Genomic DNA, 16,547 nt, shown 5'->3' on the forward strand with positions numbered 1-16,547 from the left:
GGACCACGATTGCCAGGCGGCGGCCGCGTCCAAGGCGGGGGCGCTGCTCGTTGCCGCACTGCGCTGAGCTCTCCACCGCCCTCGAGGGCAAATCGGCTGGCGGTCCACCATTACACTGTGCGGGTACCGGCAGACAACGACGATAGAGAAAACCAGAGGTAATGGTGAATAGCGCGGCGCAGGCCAGCAGCGGACGTACCGGAACGGCGCGGGTCAAGCGCGGCATGGCCGAGATGCTCAAGGGCGGCGTGATCATGGACGTCGTCACCCCCGAGCAGGCCCGCATCGCAGAAGGTGCCGGTGCCGTCGCGGTGATGGCGCTGGAGCGGGTGCCCGCGGACATCCGCGCCCAGGGCGGGGTGTCCCGGATGAGCGACCCCGACATGATCGAAGGCATCATCGCCGCGGTCACCATCCCGGTCATGGCTAAGGCCCGCATCGGGCATTTCGTCGAGGCGCAGATCCTGCAGAGCCTCGGGGTGGACTACGTCGACGAGTCCGAGGTGCTGACCCCCGCCGACTACACCCACCACATCGACAAGTGGAAGTTCACGGTGCCGTTCGTGTGCGGTGCGACCAACCTCGGCGAGGCCCTGCGACGCATCAACGAGGGCGCCGCGATGATCCGGTCCAAGGGCGAAGCCGGCACCGGCGACGTCTCCAACGCGACCACCCACATGCGTGCGATCGGTGGTGAGATCCGGCGCCTGAGTTCGTTGTCGGACGACGAATTATTCGTTGCGGCAAAGGAATTGCAGGCGCCCTACGAACTCGTCGTCGAGGTCGCTCGGGCCGGCAAGCTGCCCGTCACGCTGTTCACCGCAGGCGGCATCGCCACCCCGGCGGACGCGGCGATGATGATGCAACTCGGCGCCGAGGGCGTCTTCGTGGGCTCGGGCATCTTCAAATCCGGCGCCCCCGAGCACCGCGCCGCCGCGATCGTCAAGGCCACCACGTTCTACGACGACCCGGACGTGCTGGCCAAGGTGTCGCGCGGGCTGGGCGAGCCGATGGTCGGCATCAACGTCGAGCAGATCGCGCAGCCGCACCGCCTGGCCGAGCGCGGCTGGTAAAACAATTCCGTGTCGATCGAAGAGATCCTTGATCTCGAGCAGCTCGAGATCAACATCTACCGCGGCAGCGTGTTCAGCCCGGAGTCCGGCTTCTTGCAGCGCACCTTCGGGGGCCATGTGGCCGGCCAGTCGCTGGTGTCGGCGGTGCGCACCGTCGACCCGCAGTATCAGGTGCATTCGCTGCACGGGTATTTCTTGCGGCCCGGGGACGCGTTAGCGCGGACGGTTTTCATCGTCGAACGCTCCCGGGACGGTGGTTCGTTCGCCACGCGGCGGGTCAACGCCATCCAGCACGGCGAGATCATCTTCAGCATGGGGGCGTCCTTCCATACCGATCAGGAAGGCATCCACCACCAGGACCCGATGCCGTCCGCGCCGCCACCCGACGGGCTGCCCGGGCTGGACTCGATCAAGGTTTTCGACGACGCCGGGTTCAAGCAGTTCGAGGAGTGGGACGTCTGCATCGTGCCGCGCGAGCTGCTGCAGCTCTCGCCGGGTAAGGCCGCGCAGCAGCAGGTGTGGTTCCGCCACCGCGACCCGCTGCCCGACGACCCCGTGCTGCACATCTGCGCGCTGGCCTATATGAGCGACCTCACGCTGCTGGGATCGGCCCAGGTCACCCACCTCGACGTGCGGGAACACCTGCAGGTGGCGTCGCTGGACCACGCGATGTGGTTCATGCGGTCGTTCCGCGCCGACGAGTGGTTGCTTTACGACCAGTCCTCGCCGTCGGCCAGCGGGGGCCGCGCCCTGTGCCAAGGCAAGATCTTCACCCAGAGCGGCGAGATGGTCGCGGCCGTGATGCAGGAGGGGCTGACCCGCTACCAGCGCGGGTACCGACCGTGAGCCGGCCCCGGATCGGGGTGCTGGCGCTGCAGGGCGATACCCGCGAGCACCTGGCGGCGCTGCGCGAAGCCGGGGCCGAGTCGATGCCGGTGCGCCGCCGTAGCGAGATCGAGGCGATCGACGGGCTGGTCATTCCCGGCGGCGAATCCACCACGATGAGCCACCTGCTGCTCGATCTGGACCTGCTGGAACCGCTGCGGGCAAGGCTGGCTGACGGGCTGCCCGCCTACGGCGCCTGCGCCGGCATGATCCTGCTGGCCAGCGAGATTCTCGATGCCGGTGCCGCCGGGCGTCAGGCCGTGCCGCTGCGCGGAATCGATATGACGGTGCGGCGCAACGCTTTTGGGCGGCAGGTCGACTCGTTCGAGGGCGATATCGCGTTCGCCGGCCTCGATTCCCCGGTGCGCGCGGTGTTCATCCGCGCGCCGTGGGTCGAGCGGGTCGGCGCGGGCGTGCGGGTGCTGGCCAGCGCCGCCGGCCACGTCGTGGCGGTGCGGCAGGGCTCGAAGCTGGCGACGGCGTTTCACCCGGAGGTGACCGGCGACCGTCGCATCCACCAGCTGTTCGTCGACATCGTCACCGGGGTGGCCTGACGCTCGTTCGACCGCCCGTGCCGCCACCTCGAGTGCGCGTTCAGGGCCTTGAGCGTGCGCCCGCGGTGGGAAAACCGCCGCGGAAATCCCGCCGTCAGCGCACACCCGACGCTGTCAGCGCACACCCGACGCCGTCAGCGCACAACCCGCGTGCGGCGTCCGGACGGTCGCCGCCAATCGTCCACGTAGACTCGTCGGCGAACTTTACGGAACAGAAGAGGTAGCACACACAGATGAGCGGCCATTCCAAGTGGGCCACCACCAAGCACCAGAAGGCCGTCAAGGACGCGCGCCGCGGCAAGGAGTTCGCCCGGCTGATCAAGAACATCGAGGTCGCCGCCCGCACCGGCGGTGGTGACCCAGCCGGCAACCCGACGCTGTACGACGCCATCCAGAAGGCGAAGAAGACCTCGGTGCCCAACGACAACATCGAGCGCGCCCGCAAGCGCGGCGCGGGCGAGGAAGCCGGCGGCGCCGACTACCAGACCATCATGTACGAGGGCTACGGGCCCAACGGCGTCGCCGTGCTGATCGAGTGCCTGACCGACAACCGCAACCGTGCGGCCGGCGAGGTCCGGGTGGCGGTGACTCGCAACGGCGGCAACATGGCCGACCCGGGCTCGGTGTCCTACCTGTTCACCCGCAAGGGCGTCGTCACGCTGGAGAAGAATGGCCTGACCGAGGACGACGTGCTGACGGCAGTGCTGGACGCCGGCGCCGAGGACGTCAACGACCTGGGTGAGAGCTTCGAGATTATCTCCGAGCCGACCGACCTGGTGGCGGTCCGCACTGCGCTGCAGGACGCCGGCATCGACTACGAATCCGCCGAGGCCAGCTTCCAGCCGTCGGTCAGCGTGCCCGTCGACGTCGACGGCGCCCGCAAGGTGTTCAAGCTCGTCGACGCCCTGGAGGACAGCGACGACGTGCAGAACGTGTGGACCAACGTCGACCTGTCCGACGAGGTGCTCGCCGCCCTCGACGAGGAGTAGCTCGCGTTAGTCGTACCCGTGCCGCATGTCCTCGACGATGCGCGGGTTGTCCAGCGTCGACGGGTCCAGCGGGCGGGGGCCGACATCGGCGGAGAACACCGTCGCGGCCTGCAACACCTGCTGGTTGAGGAAGCGCAGCGGCGGCGCGTTGGCGGGCATGGTCGGGGTCGGCGGGGCATCGCCGCGGCCGGCCAGCGCGAAACCCCAATCGCCGAAGGTGGGCACGTGCACGTGATACGGCGTGACCGCGTAACCGGCCGAACGGATCGTCGACACCGTGCGCCAGAACGCCGTCAAGGTGGAGAACGGGCTGCCCGCCTGCACCAGCATCAGCCCGCCGGGCGCCAGCGCGTGCGCGACCAACGCGTAGAACTCGGACGAATACAGCCGGCCCAGCACCGGGGTGTCCGGGTCGGGCAGATCGACGATGACGGCGTCGAAGCCGCCCGGTGGGCGCGCCTCCGGATGCGGGGCGCGCAACCAGTTCATCGCGTCGTCGATCACGATGTCGACCCGCGGGTTGTCCAGCGCGCCGCCGTTGGCTTCATGCAAGGTGGTGCGCGCGATGTCGATCACCGCGGCGTCGAGTTCGACCTGCACGATCTTGTCGACACCGGGCTGGCGCAACAACTCTCGCGCGGCCAGGCCGTCGCCGCCGCCGAGCACCAGCACCGAGTGCGCGCCTTCCCCACCTGGCCTGCCGAGCGCGGGGTAGACGACGCTCTCGGTGTAGCGGTATTCGTCCCGGGTGGAGAACTGCAAACCGCCGTCGAGGTACAAGCGCGTGTCGTTGTCGCGGCGGGTGACCACGATCTCCTGGTAAGCGGTGTGCCGATAGGCGATAATCGGATCGGCGTAAAGCCTTTGGCGACTTGTGGTTTCGACGTCGTGAGAGCGGACCAGCAGTGAGACCAGCAGCGCGAGGGCGGCGGCGAGCGCGGTCAGCGCCGTCACCAGCTGCCTGGTCGATACCACGCGTCGCAGCAAGAACATCGCCACGACGGCCGCGGCGACCAGGTTGATGATGCCGGTGGCTGCCGCGCCGCGGATCATCCCCAGCTGCGGCAGCAGAATGAACGGCCACACCAGCCCGCCGACCAGCGCGCCCAGGTAGTCGGCCGCGTTGAGGTTGGCCAGCGTCCGGCCGGCATCGGTGGCCCCCGCCGTGCGCCCCTGTTGCAGCAGCGTCATCAGCAGCGGCACCTCGGCGCCGACCAGCCCGCCGATCACGGCGGTGCTGATCGCCAGCACCCAGGTCGACCCGTCGACGAACGCGAACACGACATACAGTGCCGCCGCGGACAGTCCGCCGATGATGCCTAGCAGCGCCTCGATTGCAATGAAAGTTATTGCCGCATAACGCAATAACGGCTTGACTAGCAGTGCGCCCGCGCCCAGTGCCGCGATGTAGCCCGCGACGATCAGCGAGGTGGCGACGATGCCGCCGCCGTTGAGGCTCGCCGACAGCGTCAGCAGTGCCAACTCGTACACGATGCCGCACGCCGCACACGCCGCGACGGCCGCCAGCAACACGGCCCGCCAGCGTGCCGACGTTTGCGTCGGCCGGACCCCCTGTGGCGCCGGCGAGTCGACCGATGTCATGACACCGCGGCGGCCGTCACAAACCCCACCGCCAGCAGCATCACGGCCACCGCGAACGACCCGGGATGCAGCGCCGGGTCGTCGACGTGCTCGTGGAAGTTGCCCGGAATCAGCACGTGAACCGCCAGCAGCGCGACGGCCAACAGGGCCACACCCATCAGGCCGTAGACCGCCACGCCCAACAGCCCCTGGCCCAGCTGGCTATACGAGTTGGCGATCGCGCTGACGATAACGACGGTGAGCGAGACGTACATCGCGCACGCAACGACCACGGCGTTCGGGCGGCGATCGAGGAAAACCAGTTGGCGCAGCTTGCCGGGGGTCAACAGGTCTACCATGTAGAACCCGATCAGCAGGACCCCCATGCCGACAACGAAATACAGGATCGTCGCGACGACGCCTTTGAGGACTGGGTTGACGTCGACGTTTCCGATCTCGAAGGCAAGGTACACAGCTATCTCCTTTGCGGTTGCCGCCCGATAGGCATTACTTGGTCCCCCCGGGACCGCCGGGGGTTCCGCCGGAGCCGCTTGACGGGGAGCCGGGGCCGAACCCGGGGCCGAGGAAGATGAACGACCCGTGGTTGTATCCGGCGCTCAAGGTTTCGACCCGGATGGTGCAGGGGCGGTTGCCGTCCGGGCCGACGATCACGATGTTGTTGCTGTACCGCAGGTACTCATTATTGTCGTTGTCGGCGCGTGCGTCGGGCGCCTGATAGTCGGCGAGGGAGTCGGCCACCTCGTCGGGGGTGTCGCTGCACACGTACCGCGTTCCGTTGGCGTCGCGGGCATACTCCTTGTAGTTGCTCGCGATGTAGGACGCAATGTCCTTGTTGAGCAACATGATTCCGAAGACCAACGACGCGATCCCGGCGAGCGCCAGGCCACCGGAGAGAATGAGCAAGCCGTTGCGGCTCATGCGGTTCCAGCGGCTCACGGGTGCCACCGGCTCGCCGTGTGCACCACCACGCCGCCGGATGCCGCCGGGTACAGGTGCCAGGTCTGCCAGCGCCAGCCGGTGCCGTCGGGCTCGGCGGCCAGCACGGTCAGGGCGGCGTCATCGCCGGGAAACGTACCGCCCAGCCAGCCGGTCGCGGTGCTGCACTCGTCCCGAAGCCGTTGCGCGAGTTGGCGAAACACCTCCTCGTCGTGCATGACCGTGCTGGATTCGATGCGGTAGCCTGGGGCGTCCGCATGCTCCGGAAGCGGGCCGCCGTGCTTGCGGGCGGTGCATGACACCTGTTCGGAGAAGCGACCCGCGGCGTGTTCGACCGTGACGACGTGTGAGGCGCCCAGCACCCCGAGCCGCAGCGCACCGCCGCCGGGATGCTCCAGCAGGTAGCTGGCCAGCGGTGGGGGCGCCGGAGCATTGAGCGCCAGCCCGAGTCGTGTTCCGGATACGTCCGCCGGAGCCACGGCGAGTCGATGGAGCGGCACCGGGTGGTCCTAGGGGGCTGACGGTGGAGGAGCGGGGTAGACGGTGAGCTCGCCGGGCAGCACGGGCTTGCCCGTCGATATCTCCCACGGCATGTCGGGGGCCCAGCGCTCGAACGACAACAGTGCCGACTCGTCGGCGTTGGTGCAGTCCAGGAATTCCATCTCGCCGCCGGGGGGCAGCCCGGTCGTGCCCTCGCTGGTGTAGGAGGACCGGCCCCGCTCGGATTCGTGGAAGGTCACGCCGTCCACCACGTACCGGTCGCCGGGCTGCAGCGTGAGGTCTTTGCGGGTCACCCACAGCGCCAGCTTGAGGCGCCCGTCGTCGTCCTCGACGCTGAACCACAGCGGCTGATCGCCGCCTTCCAGCAGGTGCTCCCACCAGACGAACGGGCCCTCGCGATACGTCACCGAACCGCGGACGACGTAGTCGATGCCGCCGTGGCTGACGATCGCGCCCGGACCCAGTTGCCGCGGCCCGAACTGCGGCATGGCGTTGAAGGTCAGCGGATCGGACCGGCCGCCGGGCTGGGCCGATTTCTTGGGCCGCCGCAAAGCGATGACGAGCACCACGATGGACGCGACGAACAGCACCGCGGCGAGTACCACCAGCAGTGTTCCCACGCCGTCCCTTTCCGTGCCCCGTCGCGAGAGCGAATTTTGGAACTCAAGTTAACAGCTTTTGCGCAGGGCGGGCCAGATACGCGCGCGGGCCAAGAAACCGGGCCCCGCGCGTGTCCTGCCGGCAGCGGTCGGTCCCGACCGCTACCCTATCGAACAGCTGTTCGGTGGATGAGGCTTGGGAAGAAGCGGGAGCGGGCAATGCGCGTGATGGGCGTCGATCCCGGGCTGACCCGGTGCGGGCTGTCGCTGGTCGAGACCGGGCGCGGCCGCAGCGTGGTCGCGCTGGACGTCGACGTGGTGCGTACCCCGTCGGATGCGCCGCTGCCCATGCGGCTGCTGGCCATCAGCGACGCGGTCGAGCACTGGCTGGACACCCACCGGCCGGACGTCGTGGCCATCGAGCGGGTGTTCTCCCAGCACAACGTGTCGACGGTGATGGGCACCGCGCAGGCCGGCGGCGTGATCGCGCTGGCGGCTGCCCGGCGCGCGGTCGAGGTGCACTTCCACACGCCCAGCGAGGTCAAGGCAGCCGTCACCGGCAACGGCACCGCTGACAAGGCTCAGGTCACCGCGATGATCACCAGAATCCTTGCGCTGCAATCCAAACCGACGCCGGCCGACGCCGCCGACGCGCTGGCGCTGGCCATCTGCCACTGCTGGCGCGCGCCGATGCTGGCCCGGATGGCCGCCGCCGAGGCGCTGGCCGCTAAGCAACGCGACGCCTACGCGGCCAAGCTGAAGAGCGCAAAGGTCAAGGCCGCCCGATGATCTCGTCGATACGCGGTGAAGTCCTCGAAGTGGCACTCGACCACGCGGTGATCGAGGCCGGCGGCGTCGGCTACCACGTCAACGCCACCCCCTCGACGCTGGCCACGTTGCGCCACGGCAGTGAAGCCCGGCTGGTCACCGCGATGATCGTGCGCGAGGATTCCCAGACGCTGTACGGATTTCCGGACCGCGACACCCGTGACCTGTTCTTGACGCTGCTCTCGGTGTCCGGCGTCGGGCCGCGGCTGGCCATGGCGACCCTGGCCGTGCACGACGCCGACTCGTTGCGCCAGGCGCTGGCCGACGGCGACGTCGTCGCGCTGACCCGGGTGCCCGGGATCGGCAAGCGCAGCGCCGAACGTATGGTGCTGGAGTTGCGCGACAAGATCTATGCCACCGGCACGTCCGCCCCGGCCCCGGCCGGCGCGAGCGCCAACGGCCACGCGGTGCGAGGCCCGGTGGTCGAGGCCCTGGTGGGTCTGGGCTTCGCAGCGAAGCAGGCCGAGGACGCTACCGACAGTGTGCTGGCCGCCAGCCGCGAAAAGGGTGAGCAGCCGACGACTTCCGGCGCGCTGCGCGCCGCCCTGTCGATACTGGGCAAGGCGAAATGAGCGACTACGACGATCCCGACGACTACGCGGATCGCGACCTGCGCGAAGTTTCTGGGGCCCTGACCGTCGGCGAGGGCGATGTCGACGTCAGCCTGCGGCCCCGCTCACTGGGGGAGTTCATCGGCCAGGCCCGGGTGCGCGAGCAGTTGCAGTTGGTCATCGAGGGAGCCAAAAATCGCGGCGGCACACCGGATCACATCCTGTTGTCGGGACCGCCGGGGCTGGGCAAGACGTCGCTGGCGATGATCATCGCCGCCGAGCTGGGTTCCTCGCTGCGCGTGACGTCGGGGCCCGCGCTCGAGCGCGCCGGCGATCTGGCCGCGATGCTGTCCAACCTGGTCGAGCACGACGTGCTGTTCATCGATGAGATCCATCGCATCGCCCGGCCTGCCGAGGAGATGCTCTACCTCGCGATGGAGGACTTCCGGGTCGACGTGGTGGTGGGCAAAGGCCCTGGGGCGACGTCGATTCCGCTGGACGTCGCACCGTTCACCCTGGTCGGTGCGACCACCCGGTCGGGTGCGCTGACGGGACCGCTGCGTGACCGGTTCGGCTTCACCGCGCACATGGATTTCTACGAGCCGTCCGAACTCGAGCGGGTGCTGAGCCGGTCGGCCGGCATCCTCGGCATCGAGCTGGGCGCCGATGCCGGCGCCGAGATCGCCCGGCGCTCGCGCGGGACGCCCCGCATCGCCAACCGCCTGTTGCGCCGCGTGCGTGACTTCGCCGAGGTGCGGGCCGACGGTGTGATCACCCGGGACGTCGCCAAGGCGGCGCTGGCGGTCTACGACGTCGACGAGTTCGGCCTGGACCGGCTGGACCGGGCGGTGCTCTCGGCGCTGACCCGCAGCTTCGGCGGCGGCCCGGTCGGGGTTTCGACGCTGGCCGTCGCGGTCGGGGAGGAGGCTGCCACCGTCGAGGAAGTGTGCGAGCCGTTCCTAGTGCGTGCCGGCATGGTCGCCCGGACCCCGCGCGGCCGGGTGGCCACCGCGCTGGCCTGGACACACTTGGGCCTGGTTCCACCGGCCGGGGTCACCGGGCTGAGCCAGCCGGGGCTATTCGAATAGCGACGATCGCGAGCGCGGCGTTGCCGGGCGAAGCGGTCGTCACCGTCAGAGAAGAGGCGCAATGATCATCGCCGGGTTGGTGTTCGCCGCGTTGGCGGCGCTGCTGCACGTCTACATCTTCGTGATGGAGTCGTTGACCTGGACGTCGCCGCGCACTCGCGCGACGTTCGGCACCACGCCCGAGGAGGCCGAGACCACCCGGCTGCTGGCCTTCAACCAGGGCTTCTACAACCTGTTCCTCGCGATCGCCAGCGGAATCGGCGTCGCAGCGATCGGAACCGGACACCGGCTCGTCGGGGCCACCCTCGTCTTCGCCGGAGTCGGGTCGATGGCCGCCGCCGCGGTCGTCCTGCTGCTGTCGGCGCCGGACAAGGCGCGGGCGGCGATCACGCAGGGCACCTTCCCGTTGATCGCCCTCGTGCTGCTGAGCCTGAGCCTGTACTCGTAACACCTGACTCACCGGTATCACTGGTAACAGGCTCCTTGGCTGGTCAGGTTATATCCGGGTGGGGCAGGGGTACCCACGCGATGCTGAAGTAGCCCGGCATCGACCAAGGAGACGTGATGAAACGTGCAGAGGACTACCGCGCCGGCGGACTCAGGATGCCGCGGTCGCGAGGTGCGATCAGCGGATTGATTTTGATCGTGCTGGGTGCGTGGGGGGCGCTGATCCCGTTTGTCGGGCCACGCTTCAACTTCGCCTACACACCCGACCAGGACTGGGCCTGGAGCACCGCCCGGGGCTGGCTCGAAGTCGCGCCCGGCGCCGCCGCCCTACTGGGCGGCCTGCTGCTCATCCTGTCCGGCAACCGCATCACCGCCGTGTTGGGCGGCTGGCTCGGCGTCCTGGCCGGTGCCGGGTTCGTCGTCGGCACCGAGGTCGCCCCGCTGCTGGGCATCGGTTCGGTCGGCGACCCGATCGCGGCCACCGACCGCAAGCGGGCCGCGCTGGAGGTGTCCTACTTCTCCGGCCTGGGCGCGTTGATCGTCTTCGTGGCCGGCGTCGCCCTGGCACGCACGGCGGTCCGGCTGGCGCGCGACGTGCCGCCGGGGGAACCGGTGGCAGCTGCCCCGGCCGCGGCCCGGCCGCAGTACTACTCGGGGCTCGAGGAGCCGGCTCGCGACGACGTGTCCTCCGACGCGCTCACCAAGCCGCGGGTGGACGGCGCTGAGCCGAAGGCCCGCGGCTGGCGCCGCCAGCACGCCGCGGCCAACGGGCCGGGCGCCGCCTACCTGCGCTGGCCGCACCCGCAGGGCTGACCGCGCCGCATCCAAAAGCCGGTCGCCAGCCCTCGGGAGGCTGGCGACCGGCTTTTGTGGCGATGTTCTTACAGCAGCCGTCCCTACAGCAGCCCGAGCAGTCGCAGGTCGCTGATGTACTTGGCGATGATCTGCGGCGTGATGTGCGGAATGTCTTTGTCCGGGCCAACTTTCGCGTCCTGAACCGCCGCGCGGAACCGATCGGTCGGAGCCATCGAGCCGGTGATCGGCCGTTCGGGCTTCTGGTAGTTGTGCAGCAACGGCAGCAGCGAGGCGTTGCGCTGCTTTTCGGGCAGACCCCGCAGGGCCGTCTCGAACCGCGGCAGCCATTCGGCGTAGTCAGGGATCCGCTGGATCGAGCAGCCGGCCCCCTGGGCCGGGTCGATCAGCCAGTCGACGAACTCGTCCATCCCGATGCCGTCGTCGTACGGGTTCATCACGTGGTAGGTCTGGAAGCTCTGCACGTTCTGGGCTCCCAGCGTGGCGATCGCCTCCGCGATGAACTCGACGGGCAGGCCGTCGTAGTGGGCGCGCTGTCGGCGGCCCTCGGCGTCCAGCTCGTAGAACGACCCGGGCGCGATGCCGGTGGCGGCCAGGCTCAGCATCATGCGGGTGAACATGTCCGGCACGTTGAGCTGACCGGCGTAGGTGGTGTCGGCCAGGATCATGTCGCAGCGGAACACCGCCACCGGCAAGCCGCACAGGTCGTTGGCCTCGCGCAGCAGCACCTCGCCGGCCCACTTGCTGTTGCCGTAGCCGTTGGCGTAGCTGTCGTTGATCCGCCGGGTCGCACTGATCTGCCGGATGTCGGCATCCTCGGTGAACTGCCCCGGGGCGATCTGGTCGCCCACCGCGATGGTCGAGACGTAGGTGTACGGCTTCTTGCGGCCGGTCAACGCGATCCGGATCAACTCGGCGGTGCCCAACGCGTTGGGGCCGAACAGCTCGCTGTACGGAAGCACGTGGTTGACCAGTGCCGCGGGGTCGACGATCAGGTCGACGGTGTCGGCCAGCCGCTGCCATGTCTGCGGGTCCAGGCCTAGGTTGGCGTCGCCCTTATCCCCGGCGATGACCTCGAGGTGGTCGGCCGCCAGCTCCCGGTAGTGCGCCAGCAGCTTCGGGTCGCCGCTATCGAACGTCTTGTCCAGCCGGGCGCGGGCGTCCGCGTCGGATTTGGCCCGCACCAGCGCGATCACCTTGCCGTTGACCAGGTCCATTCGCTCCAGCCAGTCCAGCGCCAGGTAGCGGCCCAGGAAGCCGGTCGCCCCGGTCAGCAGGACCGTGCGGACCTCGGTCGCCGGCGCGGCCAGCGTGGGGGCGGCGGCCAGGGTGTCGGCGTCGAGGAACTTGTCCAGCGTGAGGTCGCCGGCGTGCACCTCGACCGCCTCGCGACCGTGCACCGAGGCGAAGCTGGGACGCTTGGTGCCCTGGCGCTCGGCCTCGATGTAGCTCGCGATGGCCTGCAGGTCGTTGGCCGGGCTCACGATCACACCCACCGGCACGTCGATGTCGAAGATTTCGTGCAGCAGGTTGCCGAATGTCAACGCGGACAGCGAATCTCCGCCCAGGTCGGTGAAGTGGGCGTCGGGTGTCAGCTCGGTGGTGGCGGCCCCCAGCAGAGCGACCGCGGCCCGGCTCACCGTCTGCAGGACGGGTGCGGTGGCGCCGGTGCGGCGCAGCTCGCTCAGCTCGTTGGCCTGGCCCTGCGTCAGGTCGGCGTACAACTGCTCGAGACGTTCGCCGTAATGCTGCTTCAGCTTCGGCCACGCCAGCTTGCGGATGCCGGTGAGCAGGCCGTTCTCCAGGGTGAACGGCGTGGTCTCGACGATGAAGTCGCGCGGCACCTCGTAGGACTGCAGGTCGGCTTCCCTGGCCACGTTCTGCAGCGAGTCGGCCAGCCGTGGATTGATCTCGTCGTCGCCGAAGCGGGCCAGCGCATCTTCGCTGGGCACGATGACGGCCAGCAGGTAGGGGTGCGCGCTGTTGCCGTAGACGTAGATCTGCCGGATCAGCGGGCTGTTGCCGAACACCGCCTCCAGCTTGGCGAGGGTGACGAATTCGCCCTGGGCGAGCTTGAGGACGTTGTTGCGGCGGTCGACGTAAACCAACTTGTCGGGTGCAACCTCGGCGACGACGTCGCCGCTGCGGTAATAGCCGTCGGCGTCGAACACGTCGGCGGTGATCTCGGGACGCTTGTAGTAGCCCGGGAACATGTTCTCGGTCTTGAGCAGCAACTCGCCCCGCGGGTACGGCTGGTCGGTGGCAAAGTAGCCCAGGTCCGGGACATCGGCCAGCTTGTAGTCGATCACCGGCGGACGCTGGACTTCGCCGTCGAACAGGACCATGCCGGCCTCGGTGGACCCGTAGCCCTCCAGCAGGTGCATGTCGAGCAGGGCTTCCACCCACGTCTTGAGCTCCGGCGAGGTGGGCGCCGAGCCGGTCATCGCGAAGATGCACCGCCCGCCCAGCTGGTATCGGCGCATGTCGTCCATCGCCTGTGCTTTGTCGGCGCCGCTGTCGACCTGGCGCAGGTATTCGCCGTAGAGGGTCTCCCAGATGCGCGGCACGAAGTTCATCTCGGTGGGCCGCACCAGCTCCAAATCCTCGAGCAGCGTCGAGAGGTCGCTGCGCGCGGCGAAGTAAGCGGTGCCGCCGTTGCCGAGCGTCCCGTACAGGATGCCGCGCGCCATGACGTGGCTCATCGGCATGAAGTTGAGGGTGATCGACGCGACCGTTTCGCCGAACCAGCTGCAGCTCGACCGGCGCCACATCTTGCCGACATTGGCCTGCCGGTACATCGCGCCCTTGGGCGCCCCGGTGCTGCCGGAGGTGTAGATCAACAGCGCCAGCGCGTCTTCCTCGATGGTCGCGTCGGGCAGCGGGGGCAGTGTCTTGCCCCGCTCCAGCAGGTCGGTCAGGGGTTCGACGGGCACCCCGGCGTCAGCCAGCCGCGAGCGGGCGCTGTCCACGGCCTCGCGCTCGTCGTCGACCTCGTGGTGGTAGTCGAACACCACGAGCTTGGCCGGCCGGTGGCCGCTGCCCAGGATCAGTTCGACGGCGTCGGGCAGCTGGTTGACGCTGGCGGCGAACACCGTGGGTTCGGTCTCGACGACGATCGGCTCGAGCTGGGTGATTGCGGCGCTGGTCTGCAGCGGGACCGCGACGGCACCGATCCGTCCGAGCGCGATGTCGATGGTGGTGAAGTCGACGCTGTTGAAACCGAGCGCGGCGACGCGGTCGCCGGCATGCACGGAGTCCTGCGCCAGGGCGCGCGCCAAAGCCTCCACACGCTCGTCGAGTTCGCGGTAGGTGATGGTTTCGAAGCGGGGGAGCAGCTCCACTGTGGTGCGGCCCGTCGTGGGGCTCTTGACGAACTCGACGGCGCGGTGCCCGAGGGCGGGACGCTCGGCGTATCCATCCAGCACGATGTGAACGATCTGCGGCAGTCGCAGTCCGGGCTGCTCGACGGCGGCGGCGATCGCCGGGTCGGGCCTGACTGCGGCGAACTGTGGGTCGTTAGCGGTCAGTTCCTCGATGCGGCGTTGCAGCCGCTCTTCGCGAATGGTGGTCGACATAACAGTTCCTTGCATCACTGAGAGGTTGGGTCGGGAGCGCCACGCTGCGCTGCCAAATAGAATGTTAGCGAAGCTAAAGGTATTCCTCAACGACAATACCCCTGCGGGGCTGTGAGATCGCCCACCTGCGGCTGTGAAAACCCGGAATGTTGGGTCAGAACTCACCCAGGAGCCCGGCCAGGATGTCGAGCCCTTCGGTCAGGAGGTCGTCGCTGATCGTCAGCGGCGGCAGCAGCCGGATGACATTCCCGAACATGCCACAGGTCAAGACGACCACTCCGGCTGCGTGCGCTGCGGTGGCCAGTTTCCCGGTGAGTTCCGGATCGGGATCGGCCGTTCCCGACTTCACCAACTCTATGGCGATCATGGCGCCGCGGCCCCGGACGTCGCCGATGCGATCGTCGGTGGCCTGCAGCCGCAACAGCCGTTCGGTGATGATCCGCTCGATCTCCCGGCCCCGTTCGACCAGGCCGTCGCTCTCGATCGTCGCGATGGTGGCCAGCGCCGCCGCGCAGGCGACGGGGTTACCGCCGAACGTGCCGCCCAGGCCGCTGCCGTGCGGGGCGTCCATGATCTCGGCCCGCCCGGTCACCCCGGACAGCGGCAGCCCGTCGGCGATGCCCTTGGCAGTGCAGATCAGGTCCGGTTCCAGACCGTTTGGGCTCTCGTGCTCGCAGGCGAACATCGCCCCGGTGCGCGCGAATCCGCTCTGCACCTCGTCCGCGATGAACACCACGTTGTTCTTGCGGCACCACTCCAGCAGGGCGCCCAGGAACCCCGGCGCGGGCACGATGAAGCCGCCTTCGCCCTGGATCGGTTCGATGATGACCGCCGCCAGATTGGCGGCGCCCACCTGCTTTTCAAAGACGCTGATGGCCCGCGCGGCGGCCAGTTCGCCATCGGTCGCCAGTTCCTTGTCCAACAGCCCGTCTCGGTAGGGGTACGACATCGGCGCCCGGTAGATCTCCGGCGCGAACGGGCCGAAGCCGCTCTTGTAGGGCATCGACTTGGCGGTCAGTGCCATCGCCATGTTGGTGCGGCCGTGGTAGGCGTGGTCGAAGGCCACGACGGCCGGCTTGCGGGTGAACGACCGGGCGGCCTTGATGGCGTTCTCGACGGCCTCCGCACCGGAGTTGAACAGCACCGAGCGCTTCTCGCCGGAGCCCGGGGTGATCCGGTTCAGCTCTTCGGCGACGGCGACGTAGGACTCGTACGGCGTGACCATGAAGCAGGTGTGGGTGAACTCGGCCACCTGGGCGCGCACGGCGTCGACAACGCGTGGGGCGGAGTTGCCGATCGTGGTCACCGCGATGCCCGAACCCAGGTCGATGAGCCGGTTGCCGTCGACGTCCTCGATGATGCCGCCGCCGGCGCGCGCGACGAAGACCGGCAGCGTGACGCCCACGCCGTGCGACACCGCCGCGGTCCGGCGTTTGTTCAGCTCGAGCGAGGCCGGGCCCGGGATTTCGGTGACCAGCTGACGCGTCTGTTCGAGACCGGCCACCACATCCTCCTCCTCGCGGCCCCGCGTGCCACGTCGCGTTGAAAGCCTATCCGCTGGTGCAGTTCTCGGCAGGCCGGTGCCGGCCGGGCGCCCGGCGCCGGGGGAGGTCCGTGCAGGTGCCGATCGGTCACGACCAGTGGCCTGCCAGACTTAACGGGCACACTGGACCCGTTACGAGGTGCGCGGCTTTGCGGTCGGCGCGGCCACCGCGGAGAGAATCATCAGCACTACGGATACGAAAGACAGGCACGTCGATGGAGAGTTTGGTCCTATTCCTACCGTTCCTGCTCATCATGGGCGGGTTCATGTACGTCGCGTCGCGCCGCCAGAAGCGCGCGATGCAAGCCACGATCGACCTGCACGACTCGTTGCGGCCCGGCGACCGGGTGCACACCACTTCCGGCCTGCAGGCCACGGTGGTCTCGTTCACCGACGAGACCGTCGACCTGGAGATTGCGCCGGGGGTGGTGACCACCTGGATGAAGCTGGCCATCCGCGACCGGATCGTGCCGGAGGACGCCGACGAATTCGACGAAACCGACGGGGAGCCCAACGAGAGCCCGGTGGCCAAAGATTCTTGACCCGTGGGGCACGCGTGACGA

General features: G+C 68.7%; 17 protein-coding genes. 10 read left to right on the forward strand and 7 right to left on the reverse strand.

Annotated elements, in window-relative coordinates:
* Positions 1 to 161 precede the first annotated feature (161 nt).
* The 4 genes from pdxS (at position 162) to MSG_RS09630 (ending at position 3,501) form a co-directional block, all read left to right on the forward strand.
* Entirely contained in the window at positions 162 to 1,073 is a 912-nt protein-coding gene (gene pdxS, locus MSG_RS09615; RefSeq protein WP_096439115.1) for a pyridoxal 5'-phosphate synthase lyase subunit PdxS, read from the forward strand.
* A 9-nt stretch (positions 1,074 to 1,082) separates the two neighbouring features.
* A complete protein-coding gene (tesB, locus tag MSG_RS09620; protein WP_096439117.1) occupies positions 1,083 to 1,919 on the forward strand; it encodes an acyl-CoA thioesterase II in 837 nt (278 codons plus the stop codon).
* On the forward strand, positions 1,916 to 2,512 hold the full coding sequence (gene pdxT, locus MSG_RS09625; RefSeq protein ID WP_096439119.1) for a pyridoxal 5'-phosphate synthase glutaminase subunit PdxT: 597 nt from the start codon (positions 1,916 to 1,918) through the stop codon (positions 2,510 to 2,512). Before tesB ends, pdxT begins: the two co-directional genes overlap by 4 nt.
* Positions 2,513 to 2,745: 233 nt before the next feature.
* Positions 2,746 to 3,501: a YebC/PmpR family DNA-binding transcriptional regulator gene (locus MSG_RS09630; RefSeq protein WP_096439121.1), complete on the forward strand. Its 756-nt coding sequence runs from the start codon at positions 2,746 to 2,748 to the stop codon at positions 3,499 to 3,501.
* 6 nt (positions 3,502 to 3,507) lie between these two features.
* Here MSG_RS09630 and MSG_RS09635 read toward each other — a convergent pair whose 3' ends face one another.
* From MSG_RS09635 to MSG_RS09655, 5 genes are read right to left on the reverse strand one after another with little or no spacing between them, the layout of a single operon-like run.
* On the reverse strand, positions 3,508 to 5,103 hold the full coding sequence (locus tag MSG_RS09635; RefSeq protein WP_096439123.1) for a polyamine aminopropyltransferase: 1,596 nt from the start codon (positions 5,101 to 5,103) through the stop codon (positions 3,508 to 3,510).
* Positions 5,100 to 5,555 carry a DUF350 domain-containing protein gene (locus tag MSG_RS09640; protein ID WP_096439125.1) on the reverse strand — a complete coding sequence of 152 codons (456 nt, stop codon included), beginning with the start codon at positions 5,553 to 5,555 and terminating at the stop codon, positions 5,100 to 5,102. The genes MSG_RS09635 and MSG_RS09640 overlap by 4 nt, the downstream gene beginning before the upstream one ends.
* Before the next feature lie 34 nt (positions 5,556 to 5,589).
* Positions 5,590 to 6,021: a DUF4247 domain-containing protein gene (locus MSG_RS09645; RefSeq protein WP_096439127.1), complete on the reverse strand. Its 432-nt coding sequence runs from the start codon at positions 6,019 to 6,021 to the stop codon at positions 5,590 to 5,592.
* A 14-nt stretch (positions 6,022 to 6,035) separates the two neighbouring features.
* Positions 6,036 to 6,539, reverse strand: coding sequence for a DUF2617 family protein (locus MSG_RS09650; protein WP_096439129.1), 504 nt, complete (start codon positions 6,537 to 6,539; stop codon positions 6,036 to 6,038).
* A 9-nt stretch (positions 6,540 to 6,548) separates the two neighbouring features.
* Entirely contained in the window at positions 6,549 to 7,160 is a 612-nt protein-coding gene (locus MSG_RS09655) for a DUF4178 domain-containing protein (protein WP_096439131.1), read from the reverse strand.
* Between the two features lie 198 nt (positions 7,161 to 7,358).
* Here MSG_RS09655 and ruvC point away from each other — a divergent pair, with 198 nt between their 5' ends.
* The 5 genes from ruvC (at position 7,359) to MSG_RS09680 (ending at position 10,866) form a co-directional block, all read left to right on the forward strand.
* Positions 7,359 to 7,928 (forward strand): crossover junction endodeoxyribonuclease RuvC, encoded by a 570-nt coding sequence (gene ruvC / locus MSG_RS09660; RefSeq protein ID WP_096439133.1) that lies wholly within the window; start codon positions 7,359 to 7,361, stop codon positions 7,926 to 7,928.
* On the forward strand, positions 7,925 to 8,539 hold the full coding sequence (ruvA, locus tag MSG_RS09665; RefSeq protein ID WP_096439135.1) for a Holliday junction branch migration protein RuvA: 615 nt from the start codon (positions 7,925 to 7,927) through the stop codon (positions 8,537 to 8,539). The genes ruvC and ruvA overlap by 4 nt, the downstream gene beginning before the upstream one ends.
* Entirely contained in the window at positions 8,536 to 9,606 is a 1,071-nt protein-coding gene (ruvB, locus tag MSG_RS09670; RefSeq protein ID WP_096439137.1) for a Holliday junction branch migration DNA helicase RuvB, read from the forward strand. The genes ruvA and ruvB overlap by 4 nt, the downstream gene beginning before the upstream one ends.
* A 61-nt stretch (positions 9,607 to 9,667) precedes the next feature.
* Positions 9,668 to 10,054: a DUF1304 domain-containing protein gene (locus MSG_RS09675; RefSeq protein ID WP_096439139.1), complete on the forward strand. Its 387-nt coding sequence runs from the start codon at positions 9,668 to 9,670 to the stop codon at positions 10,052 to 10,054.
* A gap of 116 nt (positions 10,055 to 10,170) precedes the next feature.
* Positions 10,171 to 10,866, forward strand: a complete 696-nt coding sequence (locus MSG_RS09680; RefSeq protein WP_096439140.1) for a hypothetical protein — start codon at positions 10,171 to 10,173, stop codon at positions 10,864 to 10,866.
* Positions 10,867 to 10,949: 83 nt separating this feature from the next.
* Here MSG_RS09680 and car read toward each other — a convergent pair whose 3' ends face one another.
* Complete coding sequence (car, locus tag MSG_RS09685) at positions 10,950 to 14,441, reverse strand: carboxylic acid reductase (protein ID WP_096439142.1); 3,492 nt, start codon at positions 14,439 to 14,441, stop codon at positions 10,950 to 10,952.
* Between the two features lie 154 nt (positions 14,442 to 14,595).
* A complete protein-coding gene (gene gabT / locus MSG_RS09690) occupies positions 14,596 to 15,945 on the reverse strand; it encodes a 4-aminobutyrate--2-oxoglutarate transaminase (protein ID WP_096444292.1) in 1,350 nt (449 codons plus the stop codon).
* 254 nt (positions 15,946 to 16,199) lie between these two features.
* Here gabT and yajC point away from each other — a divergent pair, with 254 nt between their 5' ends.
* A complete protein-coding gene (yajC, locus tag MSG_RS09695) occupies positions 16,200 to 16,526 on the forward strand; it encodes a preprotein translocase subunit YajC (protein ID WP_096439144.1) in 327 nt (108 codons plus the stop codon).
* The last annotated feature ends 21 nt before the right edge of the window (positions 16,527 to 16,547 follow it).

The organism is Mycobacterium shigaense, assembly GCF_002356315.1.
GTDB lineage: Bacteria > Actinomycetota > Actinomycetes > Mycobacteriales > Mycobacteriaceae > Mycobacterium > Mycobacterium shigaense.